This is a genomic window from Rossellomorea sp. y25, from assembly GCF_038049935.1.
GTDB lineage: Bacteria > Bacillota > Bacilli > Bacillales > Bacillaceae_B > Rossellomorea.
Map to the genome: position 1 here is coordinate 1,736,034 of NZ_CP145886.1, position 14,998 is coordinate 1,751,031.

Genomic DNA, 14,998 nt, shown 5'->3' on the forward strand with positions numbered 1-14,998 from the left:
TATGAAATGGGTCGTTCTCATTTATAAGGGGTAGCTGGTGGAAACCGGCTACCCCATGCCATTATTATTTAGTTTGTTGTCCAGATAGTTGTGATTGAGCTTGTTTAACCAGACGTTTTGTAATTTCTCCTCCAACGGATCCGTTAGAGCGAGCTACTGTATCTGATCCAAGTGTTACACCAAATTCTTGAGCAATTTCATATTTCACTTGATCAAGGTATTGTTCAACACCTGGAACTAGTAATTTATTGCTGCTTCTAGCCATTGTTGTTTCCTCCTTATTAGTAGACTTGAAACAATGATGTTTCTGTAGTACTATTATTTGTCTTAATTCTTTGAACATGACTGGTAATATTTCGCCGAAATTGTATAGTTTGTATGGTGCAAAATGAGTAACTGTTTCTTGATGGTTAAGCCGCTGTCGTTATAGAAAGAATAAACATATAGGAAATTATCCATTTTTCCTTTCATTCTTCGTTCATATTCATTAAGATAGAAAAGGAAATAACCTTGAAAGGGAAATACATATATGTGGTATAAATTAAGATTAAATTTGAATAAATTAACTCCTGCTCAAGTCATTGTAACCTTTTATCTAATTGCCGTTACTGTGGCAACGATTCTATTGAGCTTACCATTCGCCCATAAACCCGGCGCAGAGTGGAGTTTTATTGATGCTATTTTCACTTCCGTCAGTGCGGTGAGTGTGACGGGCTTGACGGTTGTAAGTACCGCCGATACGTTCAATACAACAGGGATTTTCTTATTGGTATTTGTCTTACAATTCGGTGGAATTGGGATCATGACTCTTGGAACTTTTTTCTGGCTTTTGGTTGGTAAGAAAATAGGGCTGAAAGAACGTCGATTGATTATGACGGATCAAAATCAAACCAATCTATCCGGCCTTGTTCATCTATTAAAGCAAATATTATTGCTTATCATTGTTATTGAATTAGTGGGTGCGTTTATTTTAGGGGTTTATTTCCTGAGTTACTATCAAAGCTTTCAGGAAGCATTCATCCACGGACTTTTTGCCTCAGTGAGTGCTACGACTAACGCTGGTTTTGATATAACCGGTCAATCACTCATCCCTTTTAAAGATGACTATTTTGTCCAATTTATTACAATCATCTTACTCACATTAGGGGCAATTGGATTTCCAGTATTAATCGAGACAAAAGACTATTTAATGAACAAGAAGAGAAGCAAACATCATTTCTCATTATTCACTAAAATTACGACCATTACATTTGGTATATTATTAATTTTCGGTACGTTGGTTATATGGTTGTTTGAATATGATCGATTTTTTTCAGGTATGTCTTGGCATGAATCATTCTTTTACTCCCTATTTCAATCTTCATCGACGAGGAGTGGCGGTCTTGCTACCATGAATGTAGCAGAGTTTTCAACTCCTACATTACTTGTTTTGAGTGCGTTAATGTTCATTGGGGCATCTCCAAGCTCAGTGGGTGGGGGAATTAGGACAACAACCTTTGCCCTGAATATTTTGTTCTTATTCCACTTCGCCAGAGGCAATAAAACGATTAAAATCTTTAGAAGAGAAGTACACGAACAGGACATCATTAAATCGCTGGTCGTTACGATGGTAGCCGTCCTTATATGTTTTGTATCAGTCGTTATTTTAACAATTACAGAAGATCACAGTCTTATTGAAATAATCTTCGAAGTTGCTTCTGCCTTTGGAACAACGGGTTTATCATTGGGGATCACCTCTGACCTTTCATCAATTGGAAAGTGTGTGATTATAGCCCTCATGTTTATCGGTCGAGTCGGCATTCTATCCTTCCTGTTTATGATAGGAGGAAAAGAGAAAACAACTAAATATCATTATCCCAAGGAAAGAGTTATCATTGGATAGATTAAAAAACGATGCCAAATCAGCATCGTTTTTTATTTGAGTACAGAATAGGGAACATCGAAATAAATCCAAAGGATGAGAATGATGGGAAGGGATACTATCCATCCTTTAATTGGATTTTTATGATGGATGATGAGTACGGTGAACATCATGATATTAAATAGAATATCCCAGCCAAAATGCCAGCCATTATGATAGGTCATCATTCCAAAGATATGAGAAAGGCCTTCTGTCATTCCGTAAATTCCCGTCCACAACATAATCCAGGCGACTTTTCCACGGAAAGACGAAGGCAGTTTCCCGATAAAGATGGCAATGGTGGCGGTGTATTGAACAGCCATTTTACAAAGAGATATGATCGTATGATTCAGGTTGATGTGGTCTCCTAATACTGTAACCGTTTGAAATTTCCACATGGAATAGTCATACAAAAGGAATTGGGATAGTAAATCCCCGATAATAAAAAACAGTAAAGTTGGATAATAGCTGTAAAAATCTTTCCAATTTCCGAATTTCCATCCAAGTAGTGCATAACAAAGTAAGAAGACAAGTATCATCGTATATCCTCATTTAGCATTTTTGCTTAGTTTTTGGTTAAATGCTTCATTTATTCAGACTTTTTCTTCTAGTATTGGAATACCTTACGCGGACTCTTTGGGAATGGAAAGAGAAACGAATGGAGAAAGTAAGGGTAACAAAGGAGATGAGTTACATGAAACGAAAAGCACAGTATAATGCTGCTGAAAAAAACAACCAAACGCCATTAAAGAATAAACAAGAGTCAGAATTCTCAGCTGAATTTTCTCAAGGAGAAGATACAGCTAAGGGGAAGAATAGAAACTCTTCTAAAGGGATGAAGGGTAGAAGCTGATGAAGGACAAAAAACAATCTTTTCGCGAAGAATTTGGTCAGGAATTTGGAGATGTTAATGCAGCCAAGATCCTGGAAGTAACTCAAAAACAGCCAAAAGCAAAAGAAAACAAGAAAAAATGTTAAGCGATTCGCTTAACATTTTTTCTTGTTTATGGGGAAACAGATTGTCGATCAATCTCAAATACGGTAGATTGACCGGTTGCTGGTTCAAAGTAAGCTAATACATACTGATCTAGTCCATCCTGGGATTGAATGGTTTCCAGGAGTGTATGCTTATACAATTCCTTTTCATTTAAGTTTAGGAGAGCGAAAGATTCTCCTGCGATAGATGGTTGTGCCAGCAAGGATTGATAAATAGCAGATCGATCTGCTTTCGTAAGTTCATGAGTCCACCAAGGTTTACGTGGTTTATACTTCTGATTCTCTAAATAATCCAGTTTCATTAGACCTTCAATCATCGAAATGTTATAGCTGGTCTCTGTAGATAAAAACTCTTGCAGCCTTTTAAACAAATCTTCCAGTTGATGTCCGATTCTTGACCAACCACGGTTTTCCCAGTAGGAGCCGAATTGTTGGAAGAAATCAAAGGGAGTTTCAAAGCATTCTGTCACTAAATATTCAATCGTACGATCCATACGATGATCATTCCAATACTTTTCTAATACATCTTCAACCTGTTTAATTCTAACGATATCATCAAAGGTCAATACATTGTTGCCTAGGATTTCATAAGGTGAATGGTCCATATACGTGTACTGATGATCGTTTGCACGAATTCTTAAGCCTGTACCACGAAGCATCTTCAGAAATCCTAATTGTAGCTCCTCTGGTCGCAATTCAAATACATCATTAAAAGTTTTACGGAAAGAGTTGTAATCCTCTTCAGGTAATCCTGCAATTAAATCCAGATGCTGATCAATCTTTCCTCCATCTTTCACCATCGTAACGGTTCTGGTCAGTTTCGTGTAATTTTGTTTTCTCATTACGAGATCATTCGTTTCATCATTCGTTGATTGAATTCCGATTTCAAAGCGGAATAACCCTGCAGGGGCATTTTCGTTCAGAAATTCAATTACTTCCGGTCTCATAATGTCAGCGGTGATTTCAAATTGAAAGACAGTACCTGGTAAATGTTCGTCAATTAGAAATTGAAACATTTCCATGGCATAGCTTCGGCTAATGTTGAATGTACGATCAACAAATTTAATGGTTTTCGCACCATTTTTCATTAAGAAACGGATATCATCTTTTACCTTTTCTCTGTCAAAGTAGCGTACACCTACTTCAATCGAAGAAAGGCAGAACTGACAGCGGAAAGGACAACCTCTGCTTGTCTCAATATACGTAACCCTTTTACCCAATTGAGGCAGGTCTTCTTGAAAACGGAACGGTGAGGGTACTTCTCTTAAATCTATTTTATTCTGCTGAGGCTTGATGACCGGCTTACCATCTGCTAAGTAAGCCACTCCATGGACCTTTGAAAAGTCCCTATCCCCATTCAGTTCATCCAATAACTGCTTAAAGGATTCTTCCCCTTCACCGATAACGATAAAGTCAACGTCTTGCAGCCGATCCAGCCAGTAGGGAACATCATATGTGACTTCTGGTCCTCCCAGGACGATGGTTACTTCGGGCAGGATTTTGCGAAGGATTTTGATCACTTTGATCGTCTCTTCGATATTCCAAATGTAACAGCTGAATCCAATGATATCAGGTTTTTTCGAGAATAAGTCAGTGGCGATGTTAAGGGTGGGATCCTTAATGGTGTATTCAGCCAATTCTATCTCATGTTCAGGCTCTGCAAATGCCTTCAGGCAACGAATGGCCAAATTGGTGTGAATATATTTTGCATTTAACGTACTTAAAACGACTTTCTTCATAAATAAGCTCCTTTTATACTAAGCTCACTTGATGGACCATGTGAACCCTTGTAAACCATATTTTCCAACATATACGTGTTGTTCGTACATCTAATCCAAACCGTACTGATTATCATTTTATCTAAGGAAGAGAGAAAGCTCAATGTTTGTCTAGAATGTATTTAAATTTATTGTAAGTATTAGAAGGAATTTAAGGAAAAGTTACGAATAGTATAATAAAATAAATAGTTTTTTGAAAAATGTGTAGAAGATGATCAATATATACCTTAAGAGAATAGATACTCATGAAAAGGGACTGACCCGTGTCTGATATTGGGTCAGCCCTTTCTAGTGAGGTTTATCTTGTTTTCATTTCTCTTTTTGAAAGAAGTTTCTGGAGTTTGGTTGATTTAAACTCCACTATCGGTTGCGTTATGCTTGTGAAAAACTTTGTCGAGAAAATCATTGTCAGAACCAATGATACACCGAGCAAGATTAATAAACTCGTAGTGGGATCAATTGTATCCTTCAGCTGGCTTTCGCGGAATAAGCGGATAAGAAAGCCGTGCAGCAAGTATACATATAGCGTATTTTTGCCCCATTTTGTGAAAAACCTTCTCTTAGTAGGGACAAAGGTAAAGAAGCTAAAGATCATCACAACGTTCAGCAAGTAAACAAACGCCCTGACAGCTAAACTAATGGCGTTGTTCCCTTCGAAGTCTCCATAAGGCTTAGAGCCAAGTAACCATTTATCGGAGAATTCAGGGATGAAATACATTCCCAAAAATACGAGAATAAATAATGTACCTGCCACTATACGTGCTTTACTCGTTTTAAAATATTCGAAGTGCTCCTTCTCCAAATAATAGCCCATCAGGAAAATCGGAAAGAAAACAAATGTTCTGGACAGGCTAAGATAGTTTGAAATCACATCAGCAAAACCTACAAGCAGCCCAATGGAAAAAGCGATTGTCAATCCAATGCCGGGCTTGAACTTAAACCACTTGATGAAAACATACAATAGTGCGTTCCAACAGAATAAACTGATGAGGAACCATAATGACCAGTGTGGATTAAGGGGATCGACTTCAAATGTTGATTTTTGATAAAGAAAATAATAATACACCGTGTAGATCAATTGAAACACAATGTAAGGAAGAATTAATTTTTTGGCCAGTTTTTGAATATATCCCTTTTTATAAAATCCTTTTGCGAAAAACCCTGCCACTAGAATAAAGGCTGGCATGTGGAAGGTGTAAATCGTTTTGTACAGAGAAAGGATAAATGGATCGCTTTCTATATAGGACCGGATCAAATGTCCAAATACAACCAGGAAGATCAAAATGAATTTGGCATTGTCGAAGTAATAGTCACGCTGTTTCATATCTTCACCATCTCTTAGAATAGATTTATCCTAATTCATTCTTACCCTAGGATACAATGAGTAAAACATGAATTTCACTGTTAATTATCACCAAAAGTATGGTGAGCTATGCGAACTCTATAATGATTTGAGCCAATAGTCGTCTTTTTAAAATAGTAGGGGGATGAGGAAATGACTAATAGTAGTAAATTGCAGAAAGAGTTGAATAAGGAAGAATGTCATCCCGTCGATAGGGAAATTTGCTTAGCATCACCCATGCCGATGTTCGTGATCAATAAAGAGTTGAAAATTGTCTTTGCCAATGGAGAAGCATGTGAAACGCTCGAGACAACTTGTGAATCGATTGTAGGGAAGCTGTTCAGCGGCTTTTTCTCTTCTGTTCCTGCACCGATTGTAGCTCATTACAAGGAAGTGATGGAAACAGGGAAAACCCTTGAAGATGAAACCTTAATGAATATTACCGATAAGAAAATCATTCATATTGAGCTCTTGCTCAAAAAATCGACCATTTCTCCTAATGCTTATCTCTACTTCAAGGATGTAACAGAACTAAAGGAAAAAGAGCGAAAAGATCATATGAATGTTCATTTGTTATCGAATATTTTCCAGAATGCATCAGAAGGAATCGTTCTCTTTGATATTGAAGGAAATATCAATGACGTGAATCAGGCGTTCAGTTCACAAGTGGGATTGGACAAGGAAGAAATCACAAACAGGAACATAAGCTCCTTTATCCCTAAAAATGCCCATTATAAGATTGAAAAGATAAAAGAGCTAATTTCTCAAAATAAAAAAGCACGTGGAGAAATTCCGATAAAAAAAGCACACAGCATTTCGATTGTGGAATTTACGACAAGTCCCTTTGTGCATCATAAACTTCATATGGCCATCCTTAGAGATGTAACCGAGAAGAGACAGATGGAGATTCAATTAAAGCGAAACGAAGAGTTATTTAAAGGTTTATTTGAAGAAGCGATTGATGCCATTGTGCTATGGGATCAGGATGGTAGGGTATTAAAAGCCAATTCTTCTGCCATGAAGATCTTTGAATGCTCACTTTCAGAACTTCTTTCGAAGAGAATCAGGGACTTTGTTTACCCTTTAGAAAGCCAAAAGTTTGATTTAGTCATGGAACAGTTAAACAGGAGCGGTGCTGTAAGGGATGAAGTATTGTTTCTCATGCCTAACAATCAGTTGAAGCATTTGGAATTCACTTCAAAGCTTCATTCCGTTGATGGCTATAACATGACGATCTTTCGGAATGTTAGTGAAAGATATCAAATGGAGAAGGAATTACGAGAGAGTGAGGAGAGGTTCCGGAAGATTTTCGAAGGGTCACTGGATGGTCTGCTCCTTACCAATCACAATTATGTTGTTGTAGATGCAAATCCTGAAGTGAGTAAAATCATTACACTCGAGAAAGATCACTTAATCGGTAGAGATGTACGCGAGATATTGAATATTGAACCTGGTGACGAGTCATATGATGAGTACTTAAAACAATTAAAAGAAGACGGACAGGCAACGTTTTTAAAAACGTTAACTTCCCACAGAGATAAGGTTCAATACGTTGAGTTGTCATCCAAGTATAATTTGCTCTCTAATTTAAATCTAACGATCATTCGTGACATTACCGAACAAATTGAAATGCAGGAGCAGTTAAGGAAATCAGATACATTGAGTGTAGTTGGGGAGCTGGCTGCAGGGATTGCCCATGAAATCAGGAATCCGATGACCGCCCTTAAAGGCTTTATTCAACTGCTGGAAAATAGTGTAGGTAAAGATCATGAAATGTACTTTAATGTAATAACCTCTGAATTTCAGAGAATTGAATCGATCATTACTGAGTTTTTAGTATTAGCAAAGCCGCAGGCCATTCAATATCAAGAAACGAATTTAATAAGGATCATGAAAGATACGGTTGAACTATTAAGTGCTCAGGCAGTTATGCACAATGTGCAGTACGAGGAGAATTACCAAAAGAATCTCTCTACCATCATTGCAGAACCAAATCAGTTAAAGCAGGTATTCATTAATGTGATCAAGAATGCGATTGAAGTAATGACGGACGGTGGGGTTATTTCCATCGAGATTCAAGAGACAGAGGATGAAATGATTCATATTAGAATAAAAGACCAGGGAGGCGGGATTTCAAAGGATAAAATTAAAAAGCTTGGCGAACCGTTCTATACTACGAAGGAACGGGGGACTGGACTTGGCCTAATGGTAAGCTTTAAAATTATTAAAGAGCATAAAGGAAGCGTTCGGGTTGAGAGTATCGTCGGAGAAGGAACCATCTTCCACATTTATCTACCTAAATCTTAAAGGAGTCCAGTATAATGTCATTTCATGCAATTGTGATGGAGAGCCCAATTGGGAAACTAGAGCTTCAAGCAGATCAGAGCTATCTTATTTCAGTACAGTTTATAGAAGATGAGGGGAAAGCGGATTCTGATACGGATCATCCGATATTAAAAATTGCACAAGAACAAATCAGACAATTTTTTAAAGGAGAGAGAAGGGAATTTGATCTTCCTTTAAAGATAGAAGGAACAGCTTTTCAGAAAGAAGTATGGAAAATCCTGCAGCAGATTCCATTTGGTGAAACCTGGTCTTATCAGGATGTAGCCCAAGCGATTCAAAGACCTAAAGCTGTAAGGGCAGTAGGACAAGCGAATAAAGCCAATCGTTTCCCCATCATCATCCCATGTCACCGGGTCATTGGAAAGAATAAAACACTTACAGGCTATGCCGGTAAGCAGGTGGATAAGAAAGAAACCTTATTGTTGTTAGAACAATAGAATGAAAAACAGGCATCCTCCAAATGGAGGTTGCCTGTTTTTTTATACCGCTCTTTTCTCAAAGATTGTTGCTTTTTAACATAAGCTCTTCAGGGCTCTGTCAATTAGCGTGTACTAGGTGGTGAGGGAACTGCTCCACTTGCAGCTAGCATTCGGCCGAGCCTCCTCAGCTTAGCCGAACGGGGTCTCGGAACGACCAAAATGGAGTCTACGCAGCCCTCACCATGTATAAGAGTTTTCGTGACACAGCTTATTTATGCTAATAAACAATTGAATGAAACAGTTTGTCCTATACCAGCTAAAATCTACTGTACATTTTGAAAAATGCTGTATTCTAAACAATTATGATATTTATATTAGTCTAGAGTAAGAAACTCACACTTAGAAAGTTGATTGGAGCGGAAGGTGCTCGACTCCTGCGGGAATAACGGGAAAGTTGAGACCCCGCAGGGCAAAGCCCGAGGAGGCTCAACTCACGCCCCGCGGAAAGCGAGCACCTGGAGCGGAAATCAACCCACTACTCGCTTTTTCAAAAGCAACAAAGTTTAAGAAAAGAACCTTTTATAATTAGTGATTGAATTACAACCCTATTTAGATTATCATCTAATTAGATGGTAATCTAAATAGTGAGGAGGAGACCTTTTGCAATTAAGTAAACAGGTAGCTTTTCATAAAACGATGGGTGATGCTACCCGAATCAAGATTGTCTATTTACTGGCATCTGAAAGCTTACATGTGGGAGCCATTGCGGGAAAACTGGGACTCACTGCCCCGACAATATCCCATCATCTAACGAAACTGAAAGAGTGCAATCTTGTTTATTCACGAAGAGAGAAGAACACGGTTTACTACTATTTGAATAAAAAGGTTTTGAGTCATCATGGAAATGTTCTTCATCAGTTTGCTCAGGAAGAGGAAGGGGAAAATGTGATGTCAGAGAAGTTATTGAAAGAAAAACAGAAGGTAAAGAATAATTTCCTTGAGAAAAATGGACGAATCAAAAATATTCCTTCTCAACAAAAAAAGAAATTATTTATATTGGAACATATGGTGGAAGGATTAAAGGTGGGAGAAAAATATAAGGAAAAAGATTTGAATGAATATATTCAACAATTTCATGAGGACTTTGCAACCCTGAGAAGAGAATTTATTATTCATCAGTTTATGTATCGGGAAAATGGCATATACGAAGTGAACCCGAGGGAGATGTGGGCATCGTCAAAACTGTATGAGAAATAGCAAGGAAGTAAAAGGAAGAGCAGGAGGGATCTCCTGCTCTTCCTTTGGATTTAACCGATGGTTTGTTGAATACTTTCTTCAAAGCTAGGGTAGAGAACACCTTTTTCCGTTATAATGCCTGTAATCAACTCATGAGAAGTAACATCGAAGGCGGGATTATAAACAGGAACGTTTTCTGGTGCAATCAATGTTCCACCTACTGTTGTGATCTCTTCCCGGGTTCTTTCTTCAATCGGAATCTCATTACCGTTTCGGATTGAAAGATCGAAAGTGGAGGATGGAGCAGAAACATAAAAAGGAATATTGAAGTGTTTACACAGAATGGCAAGCATGGACGTTCCGATTTTATTTGCGGTATCCCCATTGGCAGAGATGCGATCAGCACCAACGATGACTGCTTCTATACCTTTTTCTTTCATTGTATGAGCCGCCATGCTATCGGTGATGAGGGTGACGTCAACTCCGGATTGTTGTAATTCCCAAGCAGTCAGTCGTGCCCCTTGCAGAACGGGCCGCGTTTCACATGCGTAAACCTGAAAAGCTTTTCCTTTTTCTCTTCCTAAATGAAATGGGGCTAATGCCGTCCCATATTTACTCGTTGCAATGGAACCTGCGTTACAAATGGTCATCACCTTATGTTTGTCCTTCAATATACTTAATCCATATTCTCCTATTAAACGACATACTGCCTCGTCTTCTGCATGAAGTTGGATTGCAGCATGGAGTAAATTGGTTTTGGCTTCATTAACCGAAGATATATGCTCTAATACCTTTTCCAGGCGATTTAAAGCCCAAACCAAGTTGACTGCAGTAGGCCGTGATTCAATGAGGTATTTCTTGTCCCGATGAAAGAGGTCCATGAATTCTGCTAGGGTATTCGCTTCATATTGACAGGCTGCTTGGGCTAATCCGTAAGCCGCCGTGATGCCAATAGCAGGAGCCCCTCTCACTTTTAGGGTGATAATCGCATCATAATAATCTTCAATGGTCGAGAGTTTATTGTATTCCACTATGTTAGGCAGTTTTTGTTGATTTAGAATCAGTAAATAATCTTCATGCCACTCTAGTGAAGTTGGAATTGTAAGTGTTTGTGTCATGTCAATCTCCTTTATTCATTAAGAATGTGACTGTATTAAGGATATGAGTCCCTCAATGGACTGGATCTGTTTGCGTTTCACGATCAGTTCTTTTCCAAGAGCTATGCAAATACGTTTAGCTTTTATTCTTTGTTCCTGATCAGCGATGCTCTCCAAATCTTCAACATGAGCAAGGCCAATGGTTCTTCTGATACATTCACATCCTGCAAAGCCGATGCTGTCCTGAAAGCTTTTCTCCAATACATATTCAAGGTAGCCATTTACTTTCGTGTAGGCATCTCGGCTTTCCATCCAATGTTTGGAGAACGTCGTAGAGAAGACGTTCCAGGTATTCTGGATGTGATGGAGAATCGTATCCTTCTCTTCAGGTTTTGAAACCGCCTGGAAGATGAGGTTTGCAATGAATTGTCCAATGTCAAAGCCAATCGGTCCATAAAAGGCGAACTCGGGATCGATCACTTTTGTTTGGTTCTGATCTACAAAGATGCTACCAGTATGAAGGTCTCCATGCAGTAGCGCTTCCCCTTCAGTCAGAAAGCTCTTTTTCAATTTTGCCACCTCAAGCTTTACAGTGAAATCTTCCCATAATTTTTGAACATCTTGAGATAACTCTTCCTCAAATTCATTGGTTTCACTATTGAAAAAAGGATCAGTAAATACGAGATCTTCAGTAATTTTGCATAGCTCAGGATTTGAAAATTCTTTCACGTATTCCTTTTTCTTGAAAGGATGAAGGGCATAATCAGATGTGAAATACAGTGTATTGGCTAAAAAAGTTCCGATGTCTTGGGAGAGCTGTGGATACTTTTCCCCTTTGATAAGGCCTGCCCGGGCAATCGTCAGTGCACTCAAATCCTCCATTACCGTAATCGCAAGTGCAGGATCTGAGTGGTACACTTCAGGAACCAGATCCCCTACAAATGATCGTTGAAGCTTTAGAGCACCGGCTTCGATTCTTGCCCGTTCGATTGTCAATGGCCAACTTTCCCCTACAACCTTTGCATAGGGAAGTGCTTGCTTAATAATGATTCCTTTACCTGTTTCACTCTCTACTACATGAAATACCAAGTTTAAGTTGCCGTCTCCTATTTCTTTACATGTCAAGAGAGTTCCATCTTCAAAAATTCTTAAACGAATGGCCAGCACAATTGCCGACTGTTCAGTTAGTGGTTGATACGTATTGAGTTTAGTAATTGCCATTTTCGTTCCTCCTTTTAGTACACCCTTATGAGTACAGTGTTATGGAGGCTTTTCCGTGGCATTAGAAAAGCCTCTTTCCATGTTCGAAAGAGGCTTGAAGAAGGTATCTTCGTCGCCTCTTATCTCTCAGAAAGATAATCTTTCTGTTGGAATTAGCACCGTGCCTTACTGGATTAGTCAATCCGGCGCTTACTGCGCCCCGTTTTAATACGGTATTATGGTCGGTTGCTGGGCTTCATAGGGCCAAATCCCTCAGCCAGCTCTTGATAAGAGTTGCGTACGCTATTTAATTAAACTTTCAGAATGTTCCATATGAATTGAATGGTACCATTGAAGTATTTTCCATGTCAACGGTTTTTTTAAAGAAATAACCTTTCTAATAAAAATCCGGTCTTCGATCCTGAAATATCGGAATCTGTTTTCGGACTCTTTCTACTTCATGTAAATTGATTTCAGCTGAAACCAATTCTTCCGTTTGAGATCCCTTTGAAAGAATTTCTCCCCAGGGATCAATGATGAGGGAACAACCGCCGAATTCATTGTTCGGGTCACTGCCCACACGGTTGCAGGCGATTACAAAGCACTGATTTTCAATCGCTCGTGCCCTTAAGAGGGTCTGCCAGTGATCAATTCGTGCTGCTGGCCACTCTGCTACGACAAAAACAATCTTGGCTCCCAATAGTACATGTTTTCTGAACCATTCCGGAAAACGAATGTCGTAACAAATCAATCCTGCCATCTCTGTTTCTTGAAGGGTGAACATGCCATCTTCTTGTCCAGGAAGTAAATAATGATGTTCATTCATTAGCTTGAAAAGGTGAAGCTTTGAATACTGTTTCACCAACCTGCCATCGGAATTCGCAACTAAAAGTGTATTGCTCACCCCATTCTGTGTTTTGTTTGCCACAGAACCACCTACAATGTGAATGGAATATTTCTTTGATAGAGAAGTCAGGAAAGAAGATGAATCTTTCGCACCGTTATCAGCTATGTCATCCATTCTTGTAAGGTCATATCCAGTCGTCCAAAGCTCAGGCAGCACAACTGTATCACAGCCGTCATTCTTCGCTTTTTTAACCCATTGTTCTACTTTTTTCTTGTTTTCTTCAGGGTTTCCGAACACAATATCCATTTGTGCGAGACCTATCTTTTGAATCATTTGCTTCACCTCATTATAGACTTTTGGAATTTATTCCTTTACATTCTTTATTTTCCGTTATATCATTTGTGACTAGAATTTGAAAGTAATTAATTTTCAAAAAAATGTAGTGGGTGAGTATATGAAAACCTTTAGTAAGGCAAAACGTTTAGATTTATTACCTGAACAATTTTTCGCATCCCTTGCAAGTACAGTGAATGCGGTTGTGGAAGAGGGACATGATGTCATTAATTTAGGGCAGGGAAATCCGGATCAGCCGACTCCTCCACATATTGTGGAAAAACTGACAGAAGCAGCTGCTTCACCATCGAATCATAAATATCCTCCATTCCGTGGCTTATCGTCATTTAAAGAGGCGATTGCCGCCTTCTACCTCCGTGAATACGGTGTAAAAGTAGATTCGGAAACAGAGGTAGCTGTGCTGTTCGGAGGAAAGGCAGGTTTAGTTGAAATTCCTCAATGTTTATTGAACCCTGGTGATGGTGTATTAGTGCCTGATCCTGGTTACCCGGATTATTTATCCGGGGTAGCATTAGCAGAAGCCCGCATGATCAAAATGCCTCTCCGTGAGGAAAATGGATTTCTACCTGATTATCGAGAACAGTCTCGTGAAGAGTTAGAAAGTGCAAAGTTAATGTTTCTTAACTATCCTAATAATCCTACTGGTGCGATCGCTACAACCTCATTTTTTGAAGAAACAGTGAAACTTGCCGATCAGCATGATATTTGTGTTGTACATGACTTTGCCTATGGAGCGATTGGGTTTGATGGACGGAAGCCTATTAGCTTCTTGGAAACAGAAGGAGCCAAGGATGTTGGCATAGAAATTTATACATTATCGAAAACGTATAATATGGCTGGCTGGAGAGTGGGGTTTGCAGTGGGGAATAAGAGTGTCATTGAAGCGATTAACGTCCTTCAAGACCACCTATATGTGAGTCTGTTCGGCGCCATTCAAGAAGCGGCTACCACCGCCCTTTTAAGCTCGCAGGAATGCGTGAATGCATTAGTTTCAACATATGAAGAAAGAAGAAAACTATTAATCTCTGGTCTTCAGGAAATAGGGTGGGATGTAAAAGCTCCACAAGGTTCCTTCTTCGCCTGGTTAAAGGTGCCTGAAGGATTTACATCCGTAGAGTTCTCAACCTATCTACTTGAAAAAATCAAAGTCGCTGTTGCTCCGGGTGTTGGCTTTGGAGAATTCGGAGAAGGGTATGTACGTGTAGGTCTTTTATCCACAAACGATCGGATAAAAGAAGCGATTTCACGTATAGAAAGTTTAGAATTATTCCACAAAAGGGATTGACATAAGCTGAAAATGGTGCAATAATCCAACTGAAATAATGAATAATGAAATTCTTATCAAGAGCAGGCGGAGGGACCAGCCCGATGAAGCCCGGCAACCGACTTATTTAAGCACGGTGCTAATTCTTGCAGCTATATGGCTGACAGATAAGAAAGAGTGACGAATTCAAACCTCTTCTTATCTGGAAGAGGTTTTTTG

14 protein-coding genes and 2 riboswitches are annotated in these 14,998 nt (G+C 39.0%); of the genes, 7 read left to right on the forward strand and 7 right to left on the reverse strand.

The window, feature by feature from the left end:
* Positions 1-64 precede the first annotated feature (64 nt).
* Complete coding sequence (locus tag AAEM60_RS08665) at positions 65-265, reverse strand: alpha/beta-type small acid-soluble spore protein (protein ID WP_044337619.1); 201 nt, start codon at positions 263-265, stop codon at positions 65-67.
* 264 nt (positions 266-529) lie between these two features.
* Between AAEM60_RS08665 and AAEM60_RS08670 the strand changes: the two genes are divergently transcribed.
* The gene (locus AAEM60_RS08670) at positions 530-1,882 is read left to right on the forward strand and encodes a TrkH family potassium uptake protein (RefSeq protein ID WP_299740417.1); all 1,353 of its coding nucleotides are present in this window, start codon (positions 530-532) and stop codon (positions 1,880-1,882) included.
* A gap of 32 nt (positions 1,883-1,914) precedes the next feature.
* On the opposite strand, the gene AAEM60_RS08675 is transcribed toward AAEM60_RS08670, so the two are convergent.
* Positions 1,915-2,439, reverse strand: a complete 525-nt coding sequence (locus AAEM60_RS08675) for a hypothetical protein (protein WP_299740419.1) — start codon at positions 2,437-2,439, stop codon at positions 1,915-1,917.
* Positions 2,440-2,594: 155 nt separating this feature from the next.
* Here AAEM60_RS08675 and AAEM60_RS08680 point away from each other — a divergent pair, with 155 nt between their 5' ends.
* Both AAEM60_RS08680 and AAEM60_RS08685 read left to right on the forward strand, forming a co-directional pair.
* Positions 2,595-2,753, forward strand: coding sequence for a hypothetical protein (locus tag AAEM60_RS08680; protein WP_299740421.1), 159 nt, complete (start codon positions 2,595-2,597; stop codon positions 2,751-2,753).
* Positions 2,753-2,878 carry a hypothetical protein gene (locus AAEM60_RS08685; protein WP_258549568.1) on the forward strand — a complete coding sequence of 42 codons (126 nt, stop codon included), beginning with the start codon at positions 2,753-2,755 and terminating at the stop codon, positions 2,876-2,878. Before AAEM60_RS08680 ends, AAEM60_RS08685 begins: the two co-directional genes overlap by 1 nt.
* A 26-nt stretch (positions 2,879-2,904) precedes the next feature.
* Here AAEM60_RS08685 and AAEM60_RS08690 read toward each other — a convergent pair whose 3' ends face one another.
* Together AAEM60_RS08690 and AAEM60_RS08695 are read right to left on the reverse strand one after the other, a co-directional pair.
* Complete coding sequence (locus AAEM60_RS08690; protein WP_299740425.1) at positions 2,905-4,635, reverse strand: radical SAM protein; 1,731 nt, start codon at positions 4,633-4,635, stop codon at positions 2,905-2,907.
* A 337-nt stretch (positions 4,636-4,972) separates the two neighbouring features.
* A complete protein-coding gene (locus tag AAEM60_RS08695) occupies positions 4,973-5,998 on the reverse strand; it encodes an acyltransferase family protein (RefSeq protein WP_299740427.1) in 1,026 nt (341 codons plus the stop codon).
* A 171-nt stretch (positions 5,999-6,169) separates the two neighbouring features.
* On the opposite strand from AAEM60_RS08695, the gene AAEM60_RS08700 reads away from it, so the two are divergent.
* The 3 genes from AAEM60_RS08700 (at position 6,170) to AAEM60_RS08710 (ending at position 10,038) form a co-directional block, all read left to right on the forward strand.
* Positions 6,170-8,323: a PAS domain S-box protein gene (locus tag AAEM60_RS08700; protein ID WP_341357825.1), complete on the forward strand. Its 2,154-nt coding sequence runs from the start codon at positions 6,170-6,172 to the stop codon at positions 8,321-8,323.
* A 14-nt stretch (positions 8,324-8,337) separates the two neighbouring features.
* Complete coding sequence (locus tag AAEM60_RS08705) at positions 8,338-8,799, forward strand: methylated-DNA--[protein]-cysteine S-methyltransferase (RefSeq protein WP_299740431.1); 462 nt, start codon at positions 8,338-8,340, stop codon at positions 8,797-8,799.
* Positions 8,800-9,441: 642 nt separating this feature from the next.
* Positions 9,442-10,038 carry a metalloregulator ArsR/SmtB family transcription factor gene (locus tag AAEM60_RS08710; protein ID WP_341357826.1) on the forward strand — a complete coding sequence of 199 codons (597 nt, stop codon included), beginning with the start codon at positions 9,442-9,444 and terminating at the stop codon, positions 10,036-10,038.
* A gap of 50 nt (positions 10,039-10,088) precedes the next feature.
* Here AAEM60_RS08710 and mtnA read toward each other — a convergent pair whose 3' ends face one another.
* The 3 genes from mtnA to AAEM60_RS08725 form a co-directional block, all read right to left on the reverse strand.
* A complete protein-coding gene (mtnA, locus tag AAEM60_RS08715) occupies positions 10,089-11,135 on the reverse strand; it encodes an S-methyl-5-thioribose-1-phosphate isomerase (protein ID WP_299740435.1) in 1,047 nt (348 codons plus the stop codon).
* Positions 11,136-11,153: 18 nt separating this feature from the next.
* Positions 11,154-12,335 (reverse strand): S-methyl-5-thioribose kinase, encoded by a 1,182-nt coding sequence (mtnK, locus tag AAEM60_RS08720; RefSeq protein ID WP_341357827.1) that lies wholly within the window; start codon positions 12,333-12,335, stop codon positions 11,154-11,156.
* 116 nt (positions 12,336-12,451) lie between these two features.
* A riboswitch (SAM riboswitch) is annotated at positions 12,452-12,608 on the reverse strand.
* A gap of 103 nt (positions 12,609-12,711) precedes the next feature.
* Entirely contained in the window at positions 12,712-13,494 is a 783-nt protein-coding gene (locus AAEM60_RS08725) for a carbon-nitrogen family hydrolase (RefSeq protein ID WP_299740439.1), read from the reverse strand.
* A gap of 121 nt (positions 13,495-13,615) precedes the next feature.
* Between AAEM60_RS08725 and AAEM60_RS08730 the strand changes: the two genes are divergently transcribed.
* Complete coding sequence (locus AAEM60_RS08730) at positions 13,616-14,800, forward strand: pyridoxal phosphate-dependent aminotransferase (RefSeq protein WP_299740441.1); 1,185 nt, start codon at positions 13,616-13,618, stop codon at positions 14,798-14,800.
* A gap of 50 nt (positions 14,801-14,850) precedes the next feature.
* A riboswitch (SAM riboswitch) is annotated at positions 14,851-14,953 on the forward strand.
* Positions 14,954-14,998 lie beyond the last annotated feature (45 nt).

Excerpts from the sequence above, each read along its gene's own strand:
- AAEM60_RS08670 (WP_299740417.1), top strand. The coding sequence starts at position 530 with ATGTGGTATAAATTAAGATTAAATTTGAATAAATTAACTCCTGCTCAA.
- AAEM60_RS08675 (WP_299740419.1), bottom strand. The coding sequence starts at position 2,439 with ATGATACTTGTCTTCTTACTTTGTTATGCACTACTTGGATGGAAATTC.
- AAEM60_RS08725 (WP_299740439.1), bottom strand. The coding sequence starts at position 13,494 with ATGATTCAAAAGATAGGTCTCGCACAAATGGATATTGTGTTCGGAAAC.
- AAEM60_RS08700 (WP_341357825.1), top strand. The coding sequence starts at position 6,170 with ATGACTAATAGTAGTAAATTGCAGAAAGAGTTGAATAAGGAAGAATGT.
- mtnA (WP_299740435.1), bottom strand. The coding sequence starts at position 11,135 with ATGACACAAACACTTACAATTCCAACTTCACTAGAGTGGCATGAAGAT.
- mtnK (WP_341357827.1), bottom strand. The coding sequence starts at position 12,335 with ATGGCAATTACTAAACTCAATACGTATCAACCACTAACTGAACAGTCG.
- AAEM60_RS08705 (WP_299740431.1), top strand. The coding sequence starts at position 8,338 with ATGTCATTTCATGCAATTGTGATGGAGAGCCCAATTGGGAAACTAGAG.
- AAEM60_RS08665 (WP_044337619.1), bottom strand. The coding sequence starts at position 265 with ATGGCTAGAAGCAGCAATAAATTACTAGTTCCAGGTGTTGAACAATAC.
- AAEM60_RS08690 (WP_299740425.1), bottom strand. The coding sequence starts at position 4,635 with ATGAAGAAAGTCGTTTTAAGTACGTTAAATGCAAAATATATTCACACC.
- AAEM60_RS08695 (WP_299740427.1), bottom strand. The coding sequence starts at position 5,998 with ATGAAACAGCGTGACTATTACTTCGACAATGCCAAATTCATTTTGATC.
- AAEM60_RS08685 (WP_258549568.1), top strand. The coding sequence starts at position 2,753 with ATGAAGGACAAAAAACAATCTTTTCGCGAAGAATTTGGTCAGGAATTT.
- AAEM60_RS08680 (WP_299740421.1), top strand. The coding sequence starts at position 2,595 with ATGAAACGAAAAGCACAGTATAATGCTGCTGAAAAAAACAACCAAACG.
- AAEM60_RS08730 (WP_299740441.1), top strand. The coding sequence starts at position 13,616 with ATGAAAACCTTTAGTAAGGCAAAACGTTTAGATTTATTACCTGAACAA.